Origin of the sequence: Sporanaerobacter acetigenes DSM 13106, assembly GCF_900130025.1 — a bacterium.
Classification (GTDB): Bacteria; Bacillota; Clostridia; order Tissierellales; family Sporanaerobacteraceae; genus Sporanaerobacter; species Sporanaerobacter acetigenes.
Genome location: NZ_FQXR01000011.1, coordinates 14,302 through 39,685, shown reverse-complemented (window position 1 = coordinate 39,685; position 25,384 = coordinate 14,302). Strand labels below are relative to the sequence as shown.

The window sequence follows — 25,384 nt, the reverse complement described above, 5'->3', positions numbered from 1 at the left end:
TGCCACTTCATTTTCCTAGTTTTCATATTCATAAATCTCTACTTCTTCCTTTCCTCTTATCCTCCATTCTTTATTCAAATATTTATCTATCTTAAAATTATTCTTCTCATCATAATCAGATAAATATCTATAGTTTTTATGCCTAGTAATATCAAACTTATCTGATAAAAATGGTCTTACACCTCTTAATTGTAATATACATTTTCCACTATCCATAACAGCTAGTTCATCTTGGGACATTAATTCTTTACCTAGTTTCTGATAGTTAGTACCATAGGACCTTTCCCTACCTCTGTTCTCTGATTGATTATATAGGTCTATGGTTTCCTTTCCTAAAACTTCGGATATTTCCTTTAAAGTTGATCTCTCTTTACCACCTAGAAATAGCATGCTGTCACAGTTACCTATAATAGTGTCAGCATTATCCTTGTATATAGCTTTTAGCTGAGATTGTGCTTGTAATATAATACTTGCAGAAATCTCCCTTGATCTTATAGTTGCAATTAATTTCTCAAACTTAGGAATTTGTCCTATATTTGCAAATTCATCTAATAAAAATCTTACATGAATAGGTAATCTTCCACCATAAACATCATCTGCCTTATCACATAGAAGGTTAAAAAGTTGAGTATACATCATAGCCACTATAAAATTAAAAGTATCATCAGTATCGGAAATTATGATAAAGAGAGCAGTCTTTCTATCCCCTAATGTATCTAGCTCCATCTCATCATACTCCATTGAATCCCTTAATTCCTTTATATCAAAAGGTGCAAGCCTAGCTCCACAGGATATTAATATTGACTTTGCAGTTTTTCCTGCTGCTAATTTATATTTCTTATATTGTCTTAAAGCAAAATGGTCTGGTTCTATTTCTTCTAAGGCATCAAATAGTAAGTCTACTGGATTTTTAAAGTTCTCATCATCTTCTCTTGCTTCAGAAACATTAATCATCTCTAGTAATGTTGAGAAGTTTTGTTCTTCCTTTGGAGCTTTATAATAAATATATCCTATAAGGGCTGTATAATATAGTTTCTCTGCTTTTATCCAGAAGTCCTCTCCTGCCTTTTCGCCTTCTCCCTTAGTATTAGCAATTATAGTATTTACCAACTTCAATATATCCTTTTCAGAACGAATATACTCAAAAGGATTATAGTGCATAGATTTTTTAAAATTAATGGTGTTTAACACTTTAATATTGTATGGCTCATATATTATCCTACCTTTTTTATCCCTTTCATAGATAATTTTAACTCTTTTATCTCTTATCTCTTTTCCATTTTTATCAAGCTTTTTCTTTGGTGCTCCTCTTTCTAGTAATTTCCCACATTCAAGAAGTATTGTTCCCTTTGGGTCTGTTACTACATAAGATGAATGCATCTGCATTAGATTAGGTTTTACATAAAATCTTGTTTTACCTGACCCTGACCCTCCAACTACTAGCACATTTTTATTTCTTGCATATTTAGGATTCTTTGGCCTACCATTCATCATTAATCTTTCTGTCTGTGTTAGTATAATATTTTCTTCATATATTGGATCTATATATGGCCTTATATCTTTTGGATTTCCCCATCTAGCAGAGCCATATTCCTCGCCTTTTCGATACTTCCTAGCGTTCTTTCCCTTAGTATAGACTATAAAATATACAGCTAATGCCCCTATTATCCCAAATGCTATGTCTTTAGGGTGAAAGCTTGGAAATGGTGATTTAAATAAATTTTCTAAATTAAGTAGCATTTGATACAAGATTATAAAGAAATTATCTTCTGGAAATCCTCTGTACATCTGCCTGATTTTATTGAATATATAATAGATAAATATATATGGCACTAGTTTTATAAATAGCTTCTTTTTATCTATCATGGAAAGTTCATATCTAATATTTTCTATTATTTTACTCATAGGCTTTGCTCCTGATGTTTGTTTTTGACTTTATCTTTATTAAGGGTTCTAGATATTTCCTTCATCTTATTTAATGCCTGTTTTAAAGAAGGTCTTTTATCCTTATCCATTTCATTCCCAATAAATTCTCTAAAAGCTGTATCTAAAATATCTGTATCCTTGCCCTTGAAAAAGACTATATATGTTGGTGGATCTGTTGTCTTATCCTTTTTTAAGGCATATTCTATTCCATACTTTTTGGCAGTTTTCTCAAATCCCTTTATATTATCTTCGTTAATTTCAATACTTTTAAGACCATCATACTTCTTGGATAACTCTTTTAAGGATATTTTCTTTCTTTTGATGGTTTGTCCCTTAGATATTTTCTGCTTTTCTTTTTCTTTAAGATAGGCACTAATCAATGTCTTTAAGACAGATAATGTCATCTTGTTATTCTTAGCTACAAATGCAATTGATTTTTCAGTAACTTCTTCTTGCAATTTTATGCCTCCTTTCATTTTCTCTTAAATTATCCTAATCAGTTCATCCATTTTCATTGTAATTAACTAGACTCCTATAGTATTGGCTCATAGTATTTACCGCATTATATATTGTTGTAAGCAGGTAATTCCTAATATTTCTAACTTCACTTGGATTATCTTCAAGACTATTCATGATATATTCAATATGTCCAGAACTTAATTTCAAAAACCTACTCTTTACTATTTCTACAGGCATCTGATTCCCATTTATAGGTACTGTGCCACCTTCCTGAACGCATACATCTACCATAAGTTCTACAATATTATCAATATCATCTATTGAATATCTTCCATATCTTTTATAATGGTAATACTCCATATTCTTATAAATTATATCTCTATACATCTCAGCTTTATTTATTTTACTTCTATCAAATCCTAATCTATTTTCTTTCTCTTCTGAAGATAAGATTGGATTAGTATCACTAAATTCAGTATTATTAATATTAGTATTATTACCTTGTCCTTTTGACATTTCTTGAGATGTATTTTCTACATTTCTTGAATTGTCTTTTTGACACTTCTTAAAATTTCCTTTTGACATTTCAGAAAAGTTATCCACAATAAAGTTTTTTACATAAATCTTAGTGGGTTTTCCCTGCCCCTGTCTTTGCTTTTCTATAAGCCCAATGCCTTTTTCTGTATCAAGTTCCGAAAGTACCTTTACTGATTTCTTGTTCCCCCATCCCATGACTTCCATAATGCTTTCAATAGTAAAATAAATATATACTCTATTATTTTCATCCACCCAACCATTTTTCATAGATAATTCCATCCTATCTAGGAGTATTCCATAAAGTACCTTGGCATCAGATGATAGGTTTTTAAATATTGGATCTATATATAGTACCTTTGGTATTCTAAAGAATGAAAACTGTTCTGATTCTTTGCCATGATAGTAATTAAAGCTTACTTCTGCCATGATTAGCACCTCCCTTCATTGATTTTGGACATGAAAAAACAGCAAGGGTTTAATCTTGCTGTTAAATTAAATTTTTATTTAATTTTTATTATTTTATATATAAATTGCATCTTATCATTGCTTAAAGATGGTATCAATAATTATATCTATATTCTTGTTGAAAGAATTTTTCTTTTTACGAATTTTTTTCTTTTCTTTTCTTTTCAAAATATTAAGCTCTTCTTCCGTAATAATATATTGAAATAAAATTCCCCTATCCCATAACTTTACATTATTCTTTTTAGCTAATTTCCGAGCATTAGCTGTAAATCTATTATTAGTAACTACCAAAGCTTCATTAGCATCATAATATCCTTTAGCTCCTAAAATTTCCTGTATACCACTTACTCCTACTGGGTTATTGTGTCTTTTTGCTTGAACCACGGTTTTAATATTATCTTTAGTGATAATTAAATCAGCCCCAAAATCAACACTATAGGGCGTGCTTTCAACCTTATATCCAAGATTTAAAAAAACATAATGTAGATAATTTTCAAATTCCAATCCATTCATCTCATCTATTTTTCTTTTAATATTGGTCCTCTCATTATTTTTAATTTTAATCACCTAAATTATGATACTCATTATAAGAGATGTGCAATTAATAATTTATAATTATATCCTTTTTGTAAAAATTATTTCTAAAGGTTCATTATCTAATAATAAGCTTCCAGAGTCCTTATATCCCAATCTTCTATAAAAATGCTGTGCTTGTTCATTAGATAAGGTAGATGTCATAACTAATTCATAGCCTTTACTCCTCATTTCAGCTTCCCAAAATCTAACTAATTGTTTTCCTACACCCTTATTTCTATAGTTCTCATTTAGATAAATCATATTTATAAATGGAGTGTTGTCCCAAAAATAACTGTATCGTAACCAACCAATAATTTTATTATCTTGATTTTTTACTATCATAATTTCTTTTTCTTTAAGTTTATTTTTTATTAATCGTTTTGATACATGTCTATCGTTATCAAGTATAAATTGAAAGTCCAATTCACTTCCATATTCTATTTTCATTACTTCCCCCCCACTTTCTAATAATCAATCTTATAAACTCAACAATATTTCATTATACTCGGATATTATACTAATGGATATTTAATGATTTATTATAATGTTCTTTTCACTTCAATACATTGTCAAAATATGCACTACCTAAAAAAATAATACACTACATCTTACCTAGCCTAAGTTATACTTATCTTCATATTCTCGCATGATCATCTGCTTTCCCCATACTTGTTGTTTATAAATCCAAGTACCAAATAAACTGTGTTTCATGTCGAAATTCCGGTTCATTATAATAAGCATACTCGTCTACCATAGACAGTATTGCACCCTGTTTATGGTAAAACTTTATAGCTGGAACATTATTATTCTGACATTCAATTTTCATTTGCACAAGGTTGTGTTCACGAGACCAGTTTGTAGCCATATCAAATAAACTCTGGCCAACACCTTGTCTCTTATAATGGTCATCTACTCTAATATCCCACAATACTGTAAGATCGTTTCTGCCTGCAAGCATATTAATTTCTTCGGTACGCGATGCAACAGTAGCAGCACCAACAGGATATTCTCCGTCAAAAGCCATAAAAAAAGCCCAGTTGGAAATATCAAATTGTTTATCCCATCGTGTAACACTTTCATCTTCACATAAGCAGAAATCTTTAACATATGGTTCTACAGGAGTTTCAACAAGCATAAAACCACCTAAGCCGCGATTTAATTTTTTAATCATATAATAACTTGTCACATTTACACGCATTGGAATACTATCATACTGTTTGAAATATGTCTTATCGACTTGCTTATAAATTATCATTTTAACCTCCTGTTACATAAATAATTTTTACTTATCATCTTCCTACAAATACTCAGCCAATTAAACTCTTCTGTTATTATTATATAGCAAGCATATAATATCTTAAAGAAAAATTCCTGCTATAGAATTTGCTTAATTTATTCTTTTGTGTCTCCACTAACTAGGTCAACCACTACTGAAACATTAAAATACTTTTTCAGTACTTTTTTCTTAAAATTATGCTCATCTTCCACAAACTCAAAATGGTCATAAAACTGCTTGAATCTCAGGATTTCTACGAAATTTCTCTTTGTATCAACGCTATGCACTCCACGTGCCCCGTCCTCGGAAACATATCCATACATTTTACTTTTTCGATTATATATCCTCTATCTATAAACTCTTTTAAATCCCTAACCAATGTAACTGGGTTGCAAGATACATATACGAATTTTTCTGGAGAAAAATCTATGATCTTCTGTAGTGCTTTTGGGTTGATACCTTCTCTAGGAGGATCTAATATGATTAAATCTGGCTTTTCCAATAGCTTTTCTACTTCTTCTAAAACATCTCCTGCAATAAACTCTACATTATCTAACCTATTCAATTTTGAGTTTTCGTAAGCCTTCTCTACAGCTTCTTCTACAATTTCTATACCTATCACTTTTTTAGCTACTGGAGCCATTATTTGAGATATAGTACCCGTACCAGAATATAAGTCAAACACTACCTTATCATCAATATCTCCTGCAAAATCTCTAACTATAGAATAGAGCTTTTCTGCTCCAAAAGTATTGGTTTGAAAAAAAGAAAATGGAGATATTTTAAATTTAAGTCCCAAAATCTCCTCTATAATATAATCTCTACCATATACCAAATCCGATCTATCTACTTTTATAGCATCAGCTACATTGTCATTTATAGTATGAATGAAACCTTTTATTTCTCCATACAATTCTAATTTTTTTAGTCTATCTATCAATTCATCAAGTGGTACTTCTCCTTGAGAACTAGTCACAAGATTTAAGAGTATTTCTCCAGTAGACAAGGCCTTTCTTATAACAAAATGTCTCAATACTCCTACATGAATTTTCTTGTTATAACAAGGTATATCCGTATTCCTAAAATAATTTATAACTTCCCCTAATATAATTGCAAAATCTCTATCTACAATATTGCATTTTCCCACACTGACTACTTCATAAAATCTTCCCTTTTTATGAAGTCCCAATGACAATGGTCCATCCCTATGTTCATCTCCAAAAGTATATTCCATCTTGTTTCTGTATTCTTCTAAACTTGGGCTCCTTTCAACCCCTAAAAAATTGAAATCTTCTATTCCTTCTTCAACAAATAACCGTTTCACTTGATTTTCCTTTATTTTTAATTCTTCTTCATAGGGAATAGATTGATAAGTACATCCACCGCAACCACCAAAATGAGGACATTTTGCTTCTATTTCTAACGGAGACTTTTCCATTATCTCTATGATATTTCCTGCAACATAATCTTTGCGTTTTTTATTTATACGGACTTTCACTCTTTGTCCCTTTATTCCACCTTTAACTTTCACCTTTTTCCCATCCACTACTCCATATGCTTTGTTTGGAAAATCAACATCTATTATTTCCATCTCAACTATTGGTCTCTTCCTAGCCATATATATATCAACTCCTTCTACATTATTATAGCAATTGTAGAGAAAAAAATAAGGGGAAAATTATTTCCCCTCTCTGCTGCTATTAAATGACCACCAAAAATCCGAATCAGTATCTAATATATCATTTATCTCTTCATAAGGAATGCTAAATTTTGCAAAACCTTCTGCATAACTTGCTACTTCATATGGATAAAAATACAATTGAATATAATCCTTAAATAACACGAAATTTTGATCTTCTCTTATAGACTTAAAATCATCTAAAAGGTATGTTTTTGTTCCTTCATTTTGACTTTTCCCCATTTGTTTTTTCACAATGTTGGTCAACTTTTCCACATAATTGCTATTTGGTTTAAACAAATCCTTTAGGCTATATATTTTCCCTGTATACAAATCTATATGGTATGTTTCTTCAATAGGCATACCATGGGCAGCACCTTGCATAAAATAATAACCACTTTTTTGAACTATTAATAAATCATTGCTTCTCCTAACATTATATTGAAGATTCAAAGTAGTTTTCTCTTTGTTCTTTTTAAGACCTTTCATTGTTTCAGTAACAAATAACTTATATAATTCTTCATTTATAGATTTTTCAACTTTTCTATCTTTCAATCCTTGTATTTCTGGATAATATATTTTCACACCTATATCTGGTACATATTTTTTCTCTACTACAACAGCTTCACCTTTCAATTTATAAGTATTGTCTTCTTCCCATATTGGCTTTCCCTTGAAATCATAATAAGCTATTCTATCATCTATAACTGAAGCTATCACATCTCCTTTGAGAGAAACTTCTCCAACACCTTCGATTTTAGGAAATTTAGAAACCTGTTTGCCTTTCTTATCTAACAAAAAAGTATACTTTCCATCACTAACCGAAATATATCCATTGTCTATCTTTTTATCTTTATTTCCTCCAATATTATAATACTCAAATCCAGTTAACTGTTTTCCATTTTGATTTACAATAGCTTTTTTTACATACATTTCACTACCTTCAATTTCATCTTTAGATACTGAAAACAGTCCCCCTCCTAAATAAGCTATACTAGTATATTTAGGTTTAATTAAATATTCTCCTTTTTTATCTATAACTCCCCATTTTCCAATATTCTTTGAGGTATCTTCTACGCTAACTATAGCCATTTTATCTTCATAATGATACGCATTGGTAAACTTAGGCTTTATAAATACATCTCCATTTTTGTCTAAATATCCATACAAATTTTTTTCATCAGTAAAAATAAAAGTTTCATTGTCTTCAGCTGGAGATACATTTTCATACTTAAGTTCTTTGATTACTTTCCCAGTATTATCTATTATAGCATACTTATCTTCTGCATTTCGAACTAGTGCCCTGCCATTTTTGAAATCATAGGCAATATTGTATTTTGGCTCTATGAGTTCTTTCCCATTCTTATCAATATAGCCCATCTTTACATCGTCTCCAGCCTTTTTGGCTGCCGATATATATCCTTCGCTAGATATCCCTAAAAATAAATAATCACTAGATGAAAAAAGAATATTGCCCGATTTGTCTAATATAGAGTAATTGTTGCCTTGAACAGCACTCATTACATCCTCATTTAAATCACTGATAGCATCATATATTGGAGGTACTATTGTTTCACAGTTCTCATTTACAAGTCCCATTTTTTCTTCATCATAAATCTTTGCCAATCCATTTTCATCAAAATTTCCAGCAAACTGAAACTTGGGCTCTATTTTAAAATCTCCATTTGCATCTATATAGCCCCACAATTTTTGGTTCTGATCCTTTTCATAAGCAGGATATAAAGATATTTCACTTTTACTTCCTTTGTTTTCATTTCCACAAGAAACCAAAATCATAGATAAAATCAGTAATGTCAAAAGCAAAGTATTTTTCTTCCTCATATCTAAACATCGCCTCATTTCATATTATTTCATATATCAATTTATATACATTTATCTAAGGCCTTATATATGCAAAGCCTTCTCTTTGTTTTTGTATCAACTCAACCATGCTATTTGGAACTACTCTTACAAATTCCAATATATCACTTTCTCCCAAATCACATGCCTCAAGGGCATTCTTGCAAGCACCAAATTTAACTCCTTTGCCATTTTGTTTAGTTATCACATGAGCTAGCTCAAAATCAGGAGTAAAACCTTTCACTGCCGATGAATTTGCAAGTACTTCTATTTCTACTTCTTCTTCAGAATCTCTCAAAAGATTTCTGACATTTATAAGTGTCAAGCTCCATTTTTCCATTTCATCAATATGAAATATTACTTTCATTTTTTCCATGTTTATTACCCCCTACATATCAAATAAATATTTTATTTCTTCCTCGCCAAGCTTAGATACAAGAGTTTCTCCCTCTGTAATCACCTTATCTATCATCTCTTTTTTTGCCTCTTGCAGTTCAAATATTTTTTCCTCAATAGTTCCTTTAGTTATAAGCTTCAATACTTGGACGGTATTTTTTTGTCCTATTCTATAAGCCCTATCTGTAGCCTGATCTTCTACAGCCGGATTCCACCAAGGATCAAAATGAATGACCATATCTGCTCCAGTCAAATTGAGTCCTGTTCCTCCCGCTTTTAGTGAAATCAAAAATACTTGTCCCTTTCCTCCATTGAATTCCTCAACTAATTTTCCCCTCTCCTTCACATCAGTAGATCCATCTAAATACATATATTCAATAGAATCTCTTTTAAGTCTCTCTTTTATAATATTTAACATACTTGTAAATTGAGAAAATATGAGTATTCTATGTTCTCCATCCAATGCATCATACAATATTTCCTCAAGAGAGTCCAATTTTCCACTACCAAATTCATAATTTTCAATGAACATTCCTGGGTGACAGCAAATTTGCCTAAGTCTTGTAAGTCCAGCCAATATCTTTATCTGATTTTTGGCAAATCCTGAAGTATTCATTTCTTCTTCTATTTCCCCTTTTATAGCTTTAAGATATGCAAGATAAACCTTCTTTTGTTCTTTGGTCAAATCCACGAGAATTTTTTGTTCTATCTTCTCTGGAAGTTCCTTAAGAACATCTTTTTTAAGTCTCCTCAAAATAAAGGGCCTTATGTGATTATTTAAATCTTTTAATGCCTTTTCATCTTTGTTGGTTATAATAGGTTTCTCATATTTATCTACAAACTTTCCATGAGACATCAAATATCCAGGCATTATATAATCAAATATAGACCAAAGTTCCAGCAATGAATTCTCCATAGGAGTACCTGTCAGAGCAAAATAATTTTTAGCCTTCAATCTTTTCACTGACTTAGCACTAATAGAATTTGGATTCTTTATATGTTGAGCCTCATCTAATATACAAGTTCTAAAACTATATTTTTCATATTCCTCAATATCTTTTCTGATGAGGGGATAAGAAGTAACAACTACATCATATTCTTGGATATCTTTAAGCATAGAAATTCTTTCAACTTTACTTCCCGATACCACTAAAGTCTTAAGATTGGGAGCAAATTTATCAATTTCTACTTCCCAGTTGTATATAACCGAGGTTGGAGCAATGACAATAGAAGTGTTTTGCCCCTTCTCTATTTTCTCTGACAACAAAAAAGCAATCATCTGCAAAGTCTTTCCAAGTCCCATATCATCAGCCAATATTCCACCAAGTCCACAACTAGCTAGAGTTTTCAGCCATTTGAATCCAAATTTTTGATATTCTCTAAGGGTATTTTCAAGTTCCTCTGGCACTTCATATTCCATATCTTCAAATTCATTTATATCCTGTACAAGTTTTCTAAATCCTACATTTTTTTTGATAAAATCCAACTTTTTTTCTTTCAAAAAATTGTCTAGATAAACAGCCCTATACTTCGGAATAACTATATTTTCAGCTTCTAAATCCTTTTTACTTATATTTAAATAGTCAAAAACTTCCCCCATATATTTAAGTTCTTCATTATCTAAAGGCAAAAATGAACCATCTTTTAATCTATAATACTTTTTCTTTTCTTTCATGGACCTAAATACATCTGTCAGTTCGCTTTGTTTTATTCCATCTATTTCAAAATTAAATTCCAACATATTCAAATTATCATTAAGCTTTATACCCCCTGAAAAATATGAAGAATCTCTAAAAACTATATTCTTAAAGTTTTCAGAATAGTATATGTCACACAACTCTTGAAGTTTAGGAATAGTCTCATATATAAGAGCATATATTTTTTCTTCATCATCTATATATATTTCTCCATCTCGAACCTTAAAGGCACTTTCCTCCAATTGTTTCAAAATAGCTCTTTCCTTTTCTATATCCCTTAAGAGTATTTTTTTATTATCACTTTTGTTGTCCTCCTTAGAACTAAAAGGATTTATAGATATATCCCCGTAGATAAAATTCACTTTACATACTACCATATCTCCTTCTTTATCAAAGTATATCTCTCCCTTGAATTCTGGATTATATATTGCATTTTGAACTTTTTCATCTATATGGATATTGACAATATTTTTTATATTAGGTATTACTTCTGATATAAAAGCTTCCCTACACTCTTCAGGTATTTTCATGACCCCATCATAATCAGACATTATTATATTATATATAGGCCCCAATTTTCTAGCCTGCTCCACTGAAGGATTGTATATTTTCCCCTTATAGAAAAAATAATCTCCATTTCTTGTTAGAGGTCTCAAGCTATAGTCAAAGTTCATTTCTACTACCATTTCTTCATTTTCTGCTGTCAAAAACATATCTAATGGCAAATTTTCTTCCACTATATTTATGTCTTCATATTTTTCATCCATTATAGTAGCGTTAAAACTTCTACTTTTCATCATCTCAAAAAATCTTTTTAAAGATTCTGGTGTCAATTGAATCCTCTTATCCTTAAATATAGTTTCTCCATAATCCATTTTATGATTTTCATATAACAATTTCAAAAAATTCATTATCTCTTTGTCTTCATCTTTAAATACATGTTTATTGGGACAAAAAGTAAATCCCTTTCCATACTGTATTTCCTCATTATTTTCTAGACTCTCAAAAAAATTTTTTATGTTCTTAACTACATAGAGTTTATCTTCTCCTATTCTAAGGCTCAAAAAAGAACTATTATCTATTCCATCATATTTGTTGTATTTATATTCATAATTGTATTCCATATTTAAAGGCAAAGTTTCTCTTTCATTGTTGTATCTATAATAGTTGATGATGTCTTTAACTTTTTCTTTTTCCACGTTCGTATTGGAAAGTTCCCCTAAAATATTTTTAAGTTCTGACTTTTCTATAAAGGTAAGAAGAGCTACAATATGTTTACAGTCTCCTGGATATTTCTCATACGCAGGACATGTACAATGAGTTGAAATTAATTTTCCTTTTTCTGAAAACTCAGCATAGACTTTATAGTCTTCACTACCTTTCACTATAGCCTCAACATAATTAATTTTTTTGATGTATTTTACATTTGTAACCTTTCCTAATCGATAGTACTGAAGCCCTCTAAAATAAAATTCAGTATTTCCTGCTCTATTTAACAAAAGTTTATCATCTATTTGTAGCATATTTCACCTCAACAATGAAAATTTCTATTTGCCTATGATTATTGACAAATAAATATATTATAATAATTATACCATAGCCTATACTCATTTAAAAAAAATAATAAAAATGATATAATCATAATAGTATCGGAGGTGGAAATAATTGAAAAAAGTCACTTCAACTGAAATGAACTCAATTGATGCATTCTCTATAAAAGCTATAGGCATCCCAGGAATAGTTCTCATGGAAAATGCAGCCCTAAAAGTAGTGAAAAATATAGACTTAGAAAAATACAACAAATTTACTATTGTATGTGGTGTAGGAAACAATGGTGGAGACGGGTTGGCCGTTGCAAGACATTTAATAGTAGAGGGAAAAGATGTAGATGTATTTATAGTTGGAAATATAGATAAGGGAAGCAAAGACTTTTATTTAAATTACAATATACTTGACAATATGGTTGTTGATATACATCACATTTCAAGTGAAGAAAATCTAAAAAAGCTTTCAAAAAGTCTCGAATCTTCAGATATGACTATTGATTCAATATTTGGTACAGGACTTAAAAGAAATGTAGAAGGAATATTTGAAAAGACCATTTCCCTTATAAATGAAAAGAGCAATTATATACTAGCTATAGACATACCTTCAGGTCTAAATGCTGACAATGGAGAAGTATTAAATATCTGTATAAATGCAAGCAAAACTGTAACTTTCCAATTACCAAAAGTAGGCCTTTATGAATTCAATGGGAAAAAATATGCTGGAGAAGTAATAGTAGAACCCATCGGCATACCTAATATGGCAATAAACAAGGTCCTCGGAAAAATATAGCATCTGAAATTTCAGATGCTATATTTTTTCTTCAATACTTCCTTCTACTTCAAAGTAAACCCTTCTTATTTCTTCTAATTGCTCATCGCTTGCATTCCAATATCCTCTTTCATTTGCTTCTAGTAGCCTTTCCATCATGCTTAAATAAGCCCATCTATTGTTTTCTTTAAGTTTTTCCCTCAATTCTTCATCTGATACATAAGTTGATTGAAGACTATCAAATATCCAATTTTCTACTTTGTTTGTTGTAGCTGAAAGCCCTATTATATTTTCAAATCTTTCATATATTTTTTGTACTCCATGATATTTATGTTCAAGCATTCCATCTATCCACTTTGGATTTAAAAGCCTCGTCCTAACTCCTCTTTCTATAGATTTATCTACAGTTTCTGTTTCAATAGACTCTCCAGTAGTGTCACTTATATATATTTCAGCCTTTTTACCTTTAACCATTTCTACGGATTTTGCCAATCCACCAAAGAACTCATAGTAGTGATCTAAATCAGTAACTTCGTATTCATGATTGCTCCTAGTCTGAGATACGATATCTACTGTCTTTAAATTATCTTCTAAAAGCCCCTCTACTTTCTGTCCACTATGATTTAAACTATATACGTATTTTAAGCTATTAATAAATTGGTCTCCTAGCTGTTCTTCGTTGGTCCAATTTTTAGTTTCTATAATAGTTGTAATGCCAGTCCCATAATCTCCTTCTTTGGGACCAAACAATCTTGAAACAGCCAATTCTTCTGCCTCATCTGGAGAATATCCTTTAGCTATTAAATTTTTATAAATCTTTTTTGTATTTGCTTTAAAATAATTCATATCATCAGGTTCATCCAACAAATATACATCTCTAAAGACCTTGTTCATAAACTGAATCATATTGTAAAACATATCCCTAAAGAATCCACACATATTAATAGTTATATCTATTCTAGGCCTACCCAATTCTTCAAGTGGTATTATCTCATATTCAGGGTCAAAACCTCTATCTCTAACAACCCTTACACCTAAATAACGGAATATCTGTCCTAAAGTTTCACCTTGAGTTCTTGAAGTCTCCAATCCCCACAAAACTATGGCTACTGAATTGGGATATTCTCCATTAGATTTCATGAACTCCTTTATAGTATTGTCTGCAATTCTTGCCCCTCTTTCACAAGCTACTTCACTAGGTACAAGTCTAGGATCAAATTGATAGAGATTATATCCAGTAGGCAATACTTCAGGGCTTCTTACAGTATCACCAGCCAACTTTGCAGGTAGATATTCTCCACCCAATACTTTAAGTAGCCCTTTTATTTCATAACATTCTTTTGAAACATTGTAGCATTCCATACCAAACTCTAATGTATCTAAATACCTATCTTCACAAATTTCCTCTGATACATACTTTTCTATGATGTCAACAGATTTTTTATCTAAATAAGTAAGCCTTTCTGTATCATTTCTATCAATCAATTCATCATAGTCTAACTCTTCACTTTCTGCTACTAGCCTTCGTATAGATTTTATGTTTCCTCTATCATATCTCAATACAAATTTCATATAGTCACAGGCTTCACTAGAAGAATATCCTTGTCCAAATATATGTAATCCTTTTGGAATAAGAGATCTTTTAATTCTATAAAGCTCTCTTTCTAACATTTCCAAATCTTCTCCATCAAAATTGAGTTCACAAGCCTTTTCTTTTATCTTTGCCTTTAAATCATCACACCTTATAGGATCTACTCGCTCTGCTTCTTTTAACTCATTTAACAAGGTTTCTAACACAAGCAATTCTCCATATAGTTCAGCTTCTGTATATGGTGGTGACTGATATCCAACCAATACCGCATGAGAACGTCTTTTAGCTATGACTGATTCTGCAGGATTGCCACAATAGTATAGATAGGCATGAGGAATATCATATACTAGCATATCTGGAAAACAATCTTTAGACATTCCACATTCTTTTCCCTTCAAAAATTCCAATGTCCCATGAGTTCCAACATGAATTATCGCATCTGCTTTAAATTCTTCTTTTAACCATTTATAAAAAGCTATGTATTGATGATGAGGAAACAATGTCTTGTCGTGATAGGATTTTTCTGGATTTTCATGAACTCCTCTAGATGGTTGAAGTCCTACAAATACATTTCCAAATTCTTTCCCTGGAATAAGAAATTTTTCATCCTCGGTCATTACCTTTCCTGGAATTTCTCCCCATTGGCTTATCATCTCATCGTACCAATCTTTGCTCTTTATAGTTTCATAATATTTATCCTTTTCATAGCTAATCATATATTCACTTTGCTTTCCATTTATCCATCTTCCAGAATTAACAATTTTACCTGCTGTAAAATATTCCATCAATTCATCGCTAGTTTTAGCATCTACATTGTATCCTTCATCTTTCAATGCCGACATTATTTTCTCTATGGATACAAAGGTATCTAGAAACGCACCACCAAACAAATTATCTTCACCAGGAGGATAATTGTAGCATATAATAGCAATCTTTTTATCTTTGTTTGGTTTCTTCTTTAAGTTTATCCAATTGTTTATCCTTGAAATAACCTTTGTAGCTCTATCATCTATAATATCAAGTTCTCCTAATTCCAAATCCAATTCTTCATCTTTATCATAAACCTTTATAGCTCCTATAGGTATAGATTCTATAGAACCATCAAGTTCAGGCAACATGACAGAAACCAAAAACTCTGGAGGAGATATTCCTTCAATTGATTCTTCCCACTCTTTCTGTTCCCTCTTTGCCATCAAATAAGGATGTAACTGTGGGACATTTAGTTTTTTAAGCAATTCTACTGCCTTTTCTGCATCTCCACCCATAGGTCCTGCCCCTAATCTAAAAGCCATTACATTAACTATTAAATCTATATTTGGGTTTTCAGAATTTAACAAAATTTCTTCCAATACATCCAAGTTTTTAGGTGTAACTGAATTAAAGGCAACAGGCAAGACATTCACATCTTTACTTAGTTGAGCACAAAATTTACCAACACATCCACTGCTCCTATGAGGATAATTGTTACTACGGTATAAAACTGCAACCATAGGTTTATCTTCATCAAAACCATTGTCATCAGCATATTCTCCCCAATTCTTATATGTCTTCAAAGTCAGAGGATCACATATGGAAATAGGTTTGTTTTCTTTTGGCTCCCTTGGTTTTGGGAGATCTTTTACCTTCCCATACTCTTTGAGAATTAAATAAAATAAATCTTCTATCCCTTCTCCAGCAAGTGTCCAATATTTCGATATAAGGACTAAGTTTCTCATATCTCTAGGTTTCCCAAAAGGTACAGCTTTCCCCATTTTTTCGGCCATATCCATCATTTTCATTATAGCTTCTACATCAATATCTTTTTTCCCCTTCTTAGAACCCATTTTCATATCTTTAGCACTCAAAGAACCTAATTTTAGATATGGACCAATTTCCTTTCCCTGTCCTCCAATATTCACTATATCTCCGCTACATTTTTTACATCCTGCTACAGTAGCAACTATTACATCTTCTGGAGCTCCCATAAGGTCTGTAAGTACAAAATCTGCTTTTTCTATACAATTTTCAATTTGAGAAAGCTTTTCTTTTTTACATCCTCTGCCCACATAAAAAAGTTTTAAATTAAATATATCTCCACACTCTTCTTTAATTTTCTTGTAGAATCTTGACATATCAATAGCTACAGGATTAGATACAGTAACAACCACTAATTTCATACATAACACCCCTAATCTTAAACTTTAATCTACTTTCCTCAATAAATACAAGAAAAATGGAGCTCCTAAAGCTGCCATGACTACTCCTACTGGTATTTCTACAGGGCTAAATATTGTTCTTGCAAAGGTATCACAAAGCATCAACACTCCTCCACCTAAAAGGGCAGATGCTGGGAAAAGATATTTATGATTAGTCCCTATAATAATCCTTGAAATATGAGGTATTATAAGTCCAACAAATCCAAGCAATCCTGCCACACACACTGCACTAGCAGCAAGTAATGCCGCTATAGCTGTTAAAATAAGCCTTGTCCTCTCTACATTTAGTCCAAGACCTCTTGCTACATCATCTCCTAAAAGGAGAATATCAAGTTTATCAGCCATAACGAAAGCAGCAGTCATCCCAACAATTGTATAAGGTAATATTATCTTTACATGAGGCCAACTCCTAGCTGAAAGTCCTCCTGCCATAAACATAATAGCTCCATGAACTCTATCACTATAAAAAACCATGAGAGTTGTTATTCCTGCTCCCAATAATGCTGATACTGCAACTCCGGCTAAAATTATTCTCGTAGGTTTTATACCGTTTTTCCATGCCAAAGCATATATCAAAGCACTAGCACCTATTGCACCAAGAAAAGCAGCTGGAGCCATGAGGTGAATGGCCTCAGGGAACACTACAAGTATTAAAATTCCTGCCAAACCTGCCCCTGATGAAATGCCGATTATTTGTGGATCTGCAAGGGGATTTCCCATAACCCCTTGCAGTATTGTCCCAGAAAGGGCAAGATTCATACCCACCAAGCAAGCCACTATAGTTCTAGGTAATCTAATATTCCAAATAACTTGCCTTTTAGCCCCAGTTTCATCTACAAAAATAGCTTTGATTATATCTTTATTAGTCAATTTCATAGTTCCAAACGAATTGCTTACAAAAAAACTTATCACAAGTAAAACTCCAAATATAATGAGAATAAATACTTTCCATGCTGTAGTATTTTTTCTTTCATTAATCTTCAACATCGCCATACACCTCTGGATATACTGCTTTAGCCATATATTCTACTGCCTTCCAATATCCCTGTCCCGCATTTTGCAAGAACATATCTTGAGGTAGATATTTCATATTTCCTTCCTTAATAGCTCTAAGTTCACTCCACGCTGGATTTGTTTCCACATCTTTTTTCATTCTTTCTTCCGCTATTTCTTTAGAATGAACCATAGTAGTAACAAGTATTACATCTGGATCGTACTCAACTATTCTTTCCATACTAAAAGGTGCAGTTTCAGAGCCCATTTTAGCTGGTTTAACTCCACTAGACATGTTGTCTAACTTCAAAATATTAGCTACATCACCAGCAATACTATTTTCAAGTTTTATTGAAACATCTTCAGATGTCACATAAAGTATTGCAACCTTTTTATTTTCTGCTGGCAACTTATCCACAATCTCATCTACTTTTTCCTTGTTTTTATCCACAATTTCTTGAGCTTCATGTTGATTTCCTGTAATATCACCTAATATGCCTATACCTTGCAATGTATCTTCATAAGTTTTCATCTGCAAAACAACAAAAGGTATACCACTTTGTTCTAACATAGGTACATATCTATCATGAATCCCTTTTTGTATTATAATGAAATCTGGTTCAAGGGACATCAATTTTTCCATATCAATATTATAAACTGGACCTACAGTTGGAAGCTTTTTCACATCTTCTGGTATATCTTCTCTTTCTAATACATCATCGCTGATTCCTATAACTTCCCCGCCAACTGCACAATATGGTGCCAACAATGTTGCCGATAATACTACAACTTTTTCCGGTTTATTTTCAAGTTCCACTTCACGTTCATTTGCATCCGTTATAACCAATGGATAACTAGTTTGAGTTGTATCTGCTTTTTCCTCTGTTTTTTCCTCAGTAGGTTTTGTGTTTACCGGTTCCTTTTCCCCACAACCTGATAAAATTGTTGATAATAAAACCAATACCATAAAAATTGTTAAGATTTTTTTCTTCATATGTTTCTTCCTCCTTTTTATTTATAAACTTGGCTTAGCCAAATTTTTCACTGTATTGACTATTTTTTTATCATCTAAATCCTCTATTCTATAGTAATTAGAATCCATGACAGTTGCCAACCTTTTCAATGTCCCAAATTTTACAAAACCACTTTCTGTATCAATAACTGCACTTCTTATACCTTGCTTTCCAATTTTCTCGCCAATATAGAGAGCTTCCTCAAGAGGATCTCCTCCATTTAAAGAAACATTAGCCCTTCCATCTGAAATAAGTATTACAAAAGGTATCATCTCTTTGTCTCTCAAAGACTCCCTTCTTATGAGCTCATAGGCACTGTTTAATCCTGCTGCCAGGGGAGTTTTCCCTCCTGCTGGCAAATCTCCCAAACATCTTTGTGCTAAATCTACACTTCTAGTCACTTGCAACAATACTTCTGCCTTATCCTTTCTAAAAGCAATCATAGCTACCTTGTCTCGTTTCTCATAAGCATCTGTCAAAAGCGACATAATTGCACCTTTTGCTGCCTCCATTCTCTTTTGAGCGCATATGGATCCACTAGCATCAACTACAAATATAATAGTAGTACCAGTACGTTTTTCTCTCATCTTTTGCCGCAAATCACATTTTTCAATAGCAAGTGCTACATTTCTCCTATCCCTGATATTCTGATATAAAGCAGCAGCCCTTATAGTTCCATCAAGAGCAATATCGCTTATTTCTCCATTTTTAAGTCTATATCTTACATATCTTCCTTCCTTTAAACTTGTCCTAGTCTTTAATCTTTTACCACTTCCACTTCTCTTCATTCTATCTTTTCTATCATTAAATAAATTTTTTGCCTTAAAAACTTCTCCTATATCTTCTACAATCTCATTCTCTGATGTAGGATTGTTGTTCATTAAATCCTTTAAATCATCCAATATGTCATCTAAATTGTCTAACTTTTCATTGTCATCTCTATTTTCTTCATTTTCCTCATTTTGCTCATCTCTATTTTCCTCATTTTCTTCACTTGAATTGTCCTCATTTTCCTGTGGTTCACTTATATTCCCTCTGTGAGGTAAAACATACTCCATAGCTTCCCTTACATCTTTTTCTGTCACTTCTTCCCTGCCATCCAATGCTGCTAATGTTTTGGCTGTTTCAACCATTATGATTTCTGCCCTATTTCCCTGACAATTGACCATATTAACTATCTTTAGAATCATATCCAATATCTCTTGTGAAATAGTCACTTTATCAATGGTATCTATAGCTTTTTTTATCGTTCTTGTACATTTATCACATTCATACTTCCATTTTTCATAAAAGCTTTCTGAACTTTTCTCATATTCTAATCTTCTATTTACAATTTCAACTCTTTCTTCTAAGCTCTTCTCACCTTCAACATGGACATACAATCCAAATTTATCTATAAATTGAGATTTCAGCTCCCCTTCTTCTGGATTCATAGTTCCTATAAGAACAAATTTAGATGGATGACTAAAAGATATACCTTCTCTTTCAACTACATTTTCTCCAGAAGAAGCCACTTGCAATAGTGAATTTACAATGCTTTCACTTAAAAGATTTACTTCATCTATATATAAAATATTTTCATGAGCCTTTTTAAGAAGTCCTTCATCAAAAGCTTTTTCTCCATTTAAAATAGCTTTTTCAATATCTATACTTCCAAGCAATCTATCTTCTGTAATATTTAGTGGCAATTCAACTATGTGAAGCCAAGGAGCTATGGACACTATGGATCTAACTACAGTAGATTTGGCAGTACCTTTTTCACCACTTATGAGAACTCCCTTGATATTTGGATTTATAAGATTTAGGAGTATGGCTTTCTTTACCTTTTCTTGCCCTACTATAGCAGGAAAAGGATATATATTTTTCTCCACAAAATCACCCCTAATTATTCCAATATAATCTTTTCAACAATTGAAAAATCCATAGTTCCTTTCTCGAAAGGTCTCCTTCTCATTCTATGAGGGAGAACATACTTTAAGCTTTCCAACAAATCTTCTTTTTCAACCTTTTTTCTTCCATCAAAAGCAGCTATAGTCATAGCTGTTTTAATAGCCACTATATCTCCTCTGTGTCCATCTATATCTAATTCAACACATGCTTTAGATACTTTTTCTATGATTTCATCATCATACTCCACTTCATCAAGGATTGATATGGCTTTCATTATCCCTTCCTTTAGCTTTTCTTCTTCATCTTTAAATTTATTTAGAAATTTCTCAGGATTTCTTTCATATTCTATTCTTCTCTTAACCACATTCATCCTCATATTAGTTTCTCTTTCTCCAACTACATCTACTACAAGGCCAAATCTGTCTATAAGTTGAGGTCTTAAGTCTCCTTCTTCAGGATTCATGGTTCCTACAAGAATAAATCTAGATGGATGACTAAAAGATATACCTTCTCTTTCCACAGTATTGACCCCCATAGCTGCTGCATCTAAAAGCATATCTACCACATGATCTTCCAAAAGATTTACTTCATCTACATAGAGAATATTTCTATTGGCAGAAGCAAGAATTCCAGGTTCAAACTTTTTTTCTCCCTTTTTAATAGCAGTCTCAATATTAAGGGTTCCAGCAACTCTATCTTCCGTAGCATTTATAGGTAATTCAATAACTTTCATTTTTCCTTGAATTGCTTCAAGTTTTCCTTCCTTTTGAAGTCTTTCTCTACAATCTCTACACATTTTACTTTCATCTTCAGGATCGCAAGAAAACGGACATGCCTTCACTTGCTTTCTTAAAGGCAACAACTCTGTTATACCTCTCACCGCTGTTGATTTAGCAGTCCCTTTTTCTCCTCGAATGAGCACTCCCCCAATAGATGGATTTATAATATTTAAAATAAGAGCTTTTTTCATTTCTTCCTGTCCAACTATTGCTGAAAAAGGATATTTAACAATTCTCTTTTCTTCCATATAAATCACTCCTCTACTTGCTATAAGCAGCAAAGATTTTCACAATCCTTGCTGCTTATATTCTAGTTAAATACTTCTGGATACAATATTTTAGCTAGTCTCTCATATGCTTCTCCGTATCTATCATTTGGCTTGTACATATACAAATCCTTTGGCAAGAATATATATCTATCATTTTTCACAGCCTTCAATGAACTCCATGCTGGATTAGATTCCACATCCTTTTTCACTCTTTCATTGACTTTATCCACATCTCCCATAGTTTGAACAAATATAAAATCTGGATCTTCTTCTATTATCTTTTCCATACTAAAAGTTTTAGAATCTGAAGAATCATTGATTATATCTGAAATATTTGTAGTGTTTAAATCTTTTAGCATATCTCCAACCATAGAATCAGAACCCCTAACTGTAACTCCTTTTGCACTACCAAAAAGTATCAGCACCTTATAATTCTTATCTTTCGGAGCCTTTTCTATGATATCATCTATAGCAGCCCTTACTTCTCCTTCATACTTTTCATATAAATCTTCTCTATCAGTTAGTGCTGTAAACAATCTTACAGTTCTAAAATAATCTTCTTTGTTTTCATTGTCCAAAGCAATAACTTTAATATTATTTTGTTCCAACATTTCAGCTATTTCCAATTGCTTTTTAAAGTTTGCAGTAAGTATAACCAAATCTGGCTTTAAAGATATAATTTTTTCTAAACTTGGTTCCCCAGGTCCACCTACAACTTCTGCATTTTCTGAACCTTCCACTGGTTTCTCCTTTGCAGAATCTACTCGTCCTACAACTTCTCCACCGCATTTGTACCAAATATCCAAATATGAATTAAACAAACAAACTACTCTTTCGGGTTTCTTGTCAATTGTTATTTCTTTGTCTCTTGCATCTGTGAAAGTTACAGTATTTTCATCAATAGATATACCATATTCCTCTACAACTTCTGCTTTATTTTCTTCTTTCTTTACTTCCTCATTAGCATTATTTACCTTTTTGTCAGCACATCCTGTGAAAACTGACAAAACCATTGCAATAGCTAAAATTAAAATTAAAATTTTTGACTTTTTCATTTTCACCACTCCATTTCTTTAATTTTTAATTCATCTCTCTGTAACTCATGGCTACACCAAAAAAATAAAATCCTATTGCATAAATTAAAAGTGCTAATATAGATTTATGGTCAAACTGCCCTTTCAATACAATATCTCTTAAGGACTGGGAAGTATGAGAGAGAGGTAATATCCCTATTGTCTCTTTAACTACAGGGGGCAAATTCTTAAGTGAAAAGAAAGTACCACACAAAAATGACATAGGAGTCATTACATAGGTAGTAAACCTATTCATATCATAGTGACTCTCTATTGAAAGAGCAGCACCATATCCAAAAGCTGCAAATAAAAAACTGTTTAAAAAACAAATTAATACAAAATAAAAATCTATATGTATTTTTATACCAAATATAAATGATATAAGAAATATCAAAAAAGCTGCATACATTCCTCTAAACGCACCGGCAAGAATGTGACCAAAGGCTAATAAACTCATATTTACTGGAGAAGTTAAATAGTATTCAAAACTTTTTTCATGGAGTTTTGAAATATTAATTCTTATAGCTACAGCATTAAAACTTGTATTCATAGTAGAAAGTGCAATTATACCTGGCATGACAAAATGCATATATGTTGCTCCTTCTATGACTATGTCTTTACCTAATCCCCAGCCAAAAGCTATGAGATATAAAAGGGGTGTCATAATAGCTGAAGTTGTTATCTTCCAAAATCTCCTTTTGAAAAAAATAAATTCTCTCCATAATACAGCAAAAACTTCCATTTTTATACTACCTTTCTATTTGTAAAGTTATAAAATACATCTTCAAGTGTTGTTTTCCTTATGGTATATGAAACATATTCAATGCTTGAAATATACTTTTCTGCTCCATCTTTATCTTTAAAATATTCATAATTAGTCTTCATTTCACTGTCAAAATATTCAACAGTATATATGCCTAAATCATTCTTGAGTTTTTCAGGAGTTTCTTTTTTAAATACTCTTCCATTGTTTATCAAGCAAACCTGATTGCACAGATAATCTGCCTCTTCAATATAATGAGTCGTAAAGAGTACAGTCTTTCCCATTGCTTTCATGCCCTTCAGTATATCCCATATCTTCCTTCTTCCATTTAAATCAATTCCCACAGTAGGTTCATCAAGGAAAATTATATCCGGATCATTGATAAGAGCCTTAGCTATCATAAGTCTTCTTTCCATACCACCCGAAAGATTCATAGCTTTTTTATTTTTGTGTTTCTCTAATTCCATAAATGTAAGAAGCTCTTCTATTTTGTTTTTATAGTCCTTTATCTTAAACAATTTAGCTGCAAAAATTAGATTTTCATAGGCAGTCAGCTCTTTGTCTAAATTGGTATATTGAGGAACTACTCCTATTCTCTTTTTTATTTTCATATTGTTTCTAGACATTTTTTCTCCATCTACATAAATAGTGCCGGTTGTAGGCTTCAAAAGGCCTGTGAGCATCTTTATAATTGTAGTTTTCCCTGCACCATTAGGACCCAAAAGACCTAAAAATTCCCCGTCTTGAATTTTCAAATTTACATTATCTACAGCTGCAAATTCTCCAAACATCTTAGACACGTCATTTATTTCTATCAATTAAATCACATCCATATCCTATTCAATTAACAACCTTGTTTATTTTCTTAGGTATAAAATAAGGACAATTGTTTATAGAATCCTCATATATGTCCGCCTCGATCCTAAAAACATCTTTAAGCAAACTGGCATTTATTATATCTTCTGGACATCCAGATTTGGACAGTTTTCCATCCTTTATAACAAATATTTCATCAGAATACCTAGCAGCTTGATTTAAATCATGAAGAACCATGACTACTGTAAGATTTAAGGTTTGATTTAATTCTTTTATAAGTTCAAGTACTTCTAATTGATAAGAAATATCCAAAAAAGTAGTAGGTTCATCAAGTAGCAATATTTTAGGTTTTTGAGCAAGTGACATAGCTATCCAAGCTCTTTGTCTTTCTCCTCCTGAAAGGGTAGCTACAAATCTCTTTCTTAAATCTTTAAGCCCAGTCTTTTCTATGGCCCAATCTACAATTTCCAAATCTTCTTTTTTTAATTTCTTTCCAAATCCCAAATGTGGATATCTTCCATAGGAAACCAGCTCTTCTACAACTACATCAGAAGATACGTTTTTCACTTGAGGAAGTATGGCTAATTTTTGAGCCACTTTCTTGGTATTAATAGTGTAAATATTTTCATCATCTAAATAAACCTTGCCCTTTACAGGTTTTAAACATCTAGATATAGACTTTAAAATAGTTGATTTTCCCGAACCATTGGGTCCGATAACAGTCACTACATGTCCATCTTCAATTTGAAGGTTTACACCTTTTATAACTTCTTTCTCACCATAGTTCACATAGAGATCTTGTACTTTGATTCCCAC

20 protein-coding genes are annotated in these 25,384 nt (G+C 31.8%); 1 reads left to right on the top strand and 19 read right to left on the bottom strand.

Annotation, left to right across the window (positions count from 1 at the left end):
- Positions 1-15: 15 nt before the first annotated feature.
- The 10 genes from BUA21_RS10625 to BUA21_RS10580 all read right to left on the bottom strand — a co-directional run bounded on the left by BUA21_RS10625 (position 16) and on the right by BUA21_RS10580 (position 12,393).
- Entirely contained in the window at positions 16-1,905 is a 1,890-nt protein-coding gene (locus BUA21_RS10625) for a VirD4-like conjugal transfer protein, CD1115 family (protein WP_072744811.1), read from the bottom strand.
- The gene (locus BUA21_RS10620) at positions 1,902-2,384 is read right to left on the bottom strand and encodes a PcfB family protein (protein ID WP_072744810.1); all 483 of its coding nucleotides are present in this window, start codon (positions 2,382-2,384) and stop codon (positions 1,902-1,904) included. The genes BUA21_RS10625 and BUA21_RS10620 overlap by 4 nt, the downstream gene beginning before the upstream one ends.
- 43 nt (positions 2,385-2,427) lie before the next feature.
- Positions 2,428-3,348, bottom strand: a complete 921-nt coding sequence (locus BUA21_RS10615) for a DUF6017 domain-containing protein (RefSeq protein ID WP_072744809.1) — start codon at positions 3,346-3,348, stop codon at positions 2,428-2,430.
- 114 nt (positions 3,349-3,462) lie between these two features.
- Positions 3,463-3,954, bottom strand: a complete 492-nt coding sequence (locus BUA21_RS10610) for a restriction endonuclease (protein WP_072744808.1) — start codon at positions 3,952-3,954, stop codon at positions 3,463-3,465.
- Positions 3,955-4,002: 48 nt separating this feature from the next.
- A complete protein-coding gene (locus BUA21_RS10605; protein WP_072744807.1) occupies positions 4,003-4,410 on the bottom strand; it encodes a GNAT family N-acetyltransferase in 408 nt (135 codons plus the stop codon).
- 229 nt (positions 4,411-4,639) lie between these two features.
- A complete protein-coding gene (locus BUA21_RS10600) occupies positions 4,640-5,218 on the bottom strand; it encodes a GNAT family N-acetyltransferase (protein WP_072744806.1) in 579 nt (192 codons plus the stop codon).
- A gap of 274 nt (positions 5,219-5,492) precedes the next feature.
- The gene (gene rlmD / locus BUA21_RS10595) at positions 5,493-6,857 is read right to left on the bottom strand and encodes a 23S rRNA (uracil(1939)-C(5))-methyltransferase RlmD (RefSeq protein ID WP_072744805.1); all 1,365 of its coding nucleotides are present in this window, start codon (positions 6,855-6,857) and stop codon (positions 5,493-5,495) included.
- 60 nt (positions 6,858-6,917) lie between these two features.
- A complete protein-coding gene (locus BUA21_RS10590) occupies positions 6,918-8,759 on the bottom strand; it encodes a WG repeat-containing protein (RefSeq protein ID WP_072744804.1) in 1,842 nt (613 codons plus the stop codon).
- A gap of 55 nt (positions 8,760-8,814) precedes the next feature.
- The gene (locus BUA21_RS10585) at positions 8,815-9,153 is read right to left on the bottom strand and encodes a DsrE family protein (RefSeq protein ID WP_233242617.1); all 339 of its coding nucleotides are present in this window, start codon (positions 9,151-9,153) and stop codon (positions 8,815-8,817) included.
- Between the two features lie 12 nt (positions 9,154-9,165).
- The gene (locus BUA21_RS10580; RefSeq protein ID WP_072744803.1) at positions 9,166-12,393 is read right to left on the bottom strand and encodes a DEAD/DEAH box helicase; all 3,228 of its coding nucleotides are present in this window, start codon (positions 12,391-12,393) and stop codon (positions 9,166-9,168) included.
- Positions 12,394-12,535: 142 nt separating this feature from the next.
- Here BUA21_RS10580 and BUA21_RS10575 point away from each other — a divergent pair, with 142 nt between their 5' ends.
- The gene (locus tag BUA21_RS10575) at positions 12,536-13,207 is read left to right on the top strand and encodes an NAD(P)H-hydrate epimerase (RefSeq protein WP_132996258.1); all 672 of its coding nucleotides are present in this window, start codon (positions 12,536-12,538) and stop codon (positions 13,205-13,207) included.
- 18 nt (positions 13,208-13,225) lie between these two features.
- On the opposite strand, the gene bchH is transcribed toward BUA21_RS10575, so the two are convergent.
- The 9 genes from bchH to BUA21_RS10530 all read right to left on the bottom strand — a co-directional run bounded on the left by bchH (position 13,226) and on the right by BUA21_RS10530 (position 25,384).
- Positions 13,226-16,933 (bottom strand): magnesium chelatase subunit H, encoded by a 3,708-nt coding sequence (gene bchH / locus BUA21_RS10570; RefSeq protein ID WP_072744802.1) that lies wholly within the window; start codon positions 16,931-16,933, stop codon positions 13,226-13,228.
- Between the two features lie 24 nt (positions 16,934-16,957).
- Positions 16,958-17,965 (bottom strand): FecCD family ABC transporter permease, encoded by a 1,008-nt coding sequence (locus BUA21_RS10565; RefSeq protein WP_072744801.1) that lies wholly within the window; start codon positions 17,963-17,965, stop codon positions 16,958-16,960.
- Positions 17,946-18,959, bottom strand: a complete 1,014-nt coding sequence (locus tag BUA21_RS10560) for an ABC transporter substrate-binding protein (protein ID WP_072744800.1) — start codon at positions 18,957-18,959, stop codon at positions 17,946-17,948. Before BUA21_RS10560 ends, BUA21_RS10565 begins: the two co-directional genes overlap by 20 nt.
- Positions 18,960-18,980: 21 nt before the next feature.
- Positions 18,981-20,849, bottom strand: a complete 1,869-nt coding sequence (locus BUA21_RS10555) for a magnesium chelatase subunit D family protein (RefSeq protein ID WP_072744799.1) — start codon at positions 20,847-20,849, stop codon at positions 18,981-18,983.
- Between the two features lie 14 nt (positions 20,850-20,863).
- Complete coding sequence (locus BUA21_RS10550; RefSeq protein WP_072744798.1) at positions 20,864-21,895, bottom strand: ATP-binding protein; 1,032 nt, start codon at positions 21,893-21,895, stop codon at positions 20,864-20,866.
- 62 nt (positions 21,896-21,957) lie between these two features.
- Positions 21,958-22,971, bottom strand: a complete 1,014-nt coding sequence (locus tag BUA21_RS10545; RefSeq protein WP_084604258.1) for an ABC transporter substrate-binding protein — start codon at positions 22,969-22,971, stop codon at positions 21,958-21,960.
- A 25-nt stretch (positions 22,972-22,996) separates the two neighbouring features.
- Entirely contained in the window at positions 22,997-23,731 is a 735-nt protein-coding gene (locus BUA21_RS10540; RefSeq protein ID WP_072744797.1) for an ABC transporter permease, read from the bottom strand.
- Positions 23,732-23,733: 2 nt separating this feature from the next.
- Positions 23,734-24,570, bottom strand: a complete 837-nt coding sequence (locus tag BUA21_RS10535; protein ID WP_072744796.1) for an ABC transporter ATP-binding protein — start codon at positions 24,568-24,570, stop codon at positions 23,734-23,736.
- A gap of 22 nt (positions 24,571-24,592) precedes the next feature.
- Complete coding sequence (locus BUA21_RS10530; RefSeq protein WP_072744795.1) at positions 24,593-25,384, bottom strand: ABC transporter ATP-binding protein; 792 nt, start codon at positions 25,382-25,384, stop codon at positions 24,593-24,595.

What these genes read in the sequence shown, in the direction of transcription:
- BUA21_RS10625 (WP_072744811.1), bottom strand. Translation starts at nt 1,905, where the DNA reads ATGAGTAAAATAATAGAAAATATTAGATATGAACTTTCCATGATAGAT.
- BUA21_RS10615 (WP_072744809.1), bottom strand. Translation starts at nt 3,348, where the DNA reads ATGGCAGAAGTAAGCTTTAATTACTATCATGGCAAAGAATCAGAACAG.
- BUA21_RS10605 (WP_072744807.1), bottom strand. Translation starts at nt 4,410, where the DNA reads ATGAAAATAGAATATGGAAGTGAATTGGACTTTCAATTTATACTTGAT.
- BUA21_RS10600 (WP_072744806.1), bottom strand. Translation starts at nt 5,218, where the DNA reads ATGATAATTTATAAGCAAGTCGATAAGACATATTTCAAACAGTATGAT.
- rlmD (WP_072744805.1), bottom strand. Translation starts at nt 6,857, where the DNA reads ATGGCTAGGAAGAGACCAATAGTTGAGATGGAAATAATAGATGTTGAT.
- BUA21_RS10590 (WP_072744804.1), bottom strand. Translation starts at nt 8,759, where the DNA reads ATGAGGAAGAAAAATACTTTGCTTTTGACATTACTGATTTTATCTATG.
- BUA21_RS10585 (WP_233242617.1), bottom strand. Translation starts at nt 9,153, where the DNA reads ATGGAAAAAATGAAAGTAATATTTCATATTGATGAAATGGAAAAATGG.
- BUA21_RS10580 (WP_072744803.1), bottom strand. Translation starts at nt 12,393, where the DNA reads ATGCTACAAATAGATGATAAACTTTTGTTAAATAGAGCAGGAAATACT.
- bchH (WP_072744802.1), bottom strand. Translation starts at nt 16,933, where the DNA reads ATGAAATTAGTGGTTGTTACTGTATCTAATCCTGTAGCTATTGATATG.
- BUA21_RS10565 (WP_072744801.1), bottom strand. Translation starts at nt 17,965, where the DNA reads ATGGCGATGTTGAAGATTAATGAAAGAAAAAATACTACAGCATGGAAA.
- BUA21_RS10560 (WP_072744800.1), bottom strand. Translation starts at nt 18,959, where the DNA reads ATGAAGAAAAAAATCTTAACAATTTTTATGGTATTGGTTTTATTATCA.
- BUA21_RS10550 (WP_072744798.1), bottom strand. Translation starts at nt 21,895, where the DNA reads ATGGAAGAAAAGAGAATTGTTAAATATCCTTTTTCAGCAATAGTTGGA.
- BUA21_RS10545 (WP_084604258.1), bottom strand. Translation starts at nt 22,971, where the DNA reads ATGAAAAAGTCAAAAATTTTAATTTTAATTTTAGCTATTGCAATGGTT.
- BUA21_RS10540 (WP_072744797.1), bottom strand. Translation starts at nt 23,731, where the DNA reads ATGGAAGTTTTTGCTGTATTATGGAGAGAATTTATTTTTTTCAAAAGG.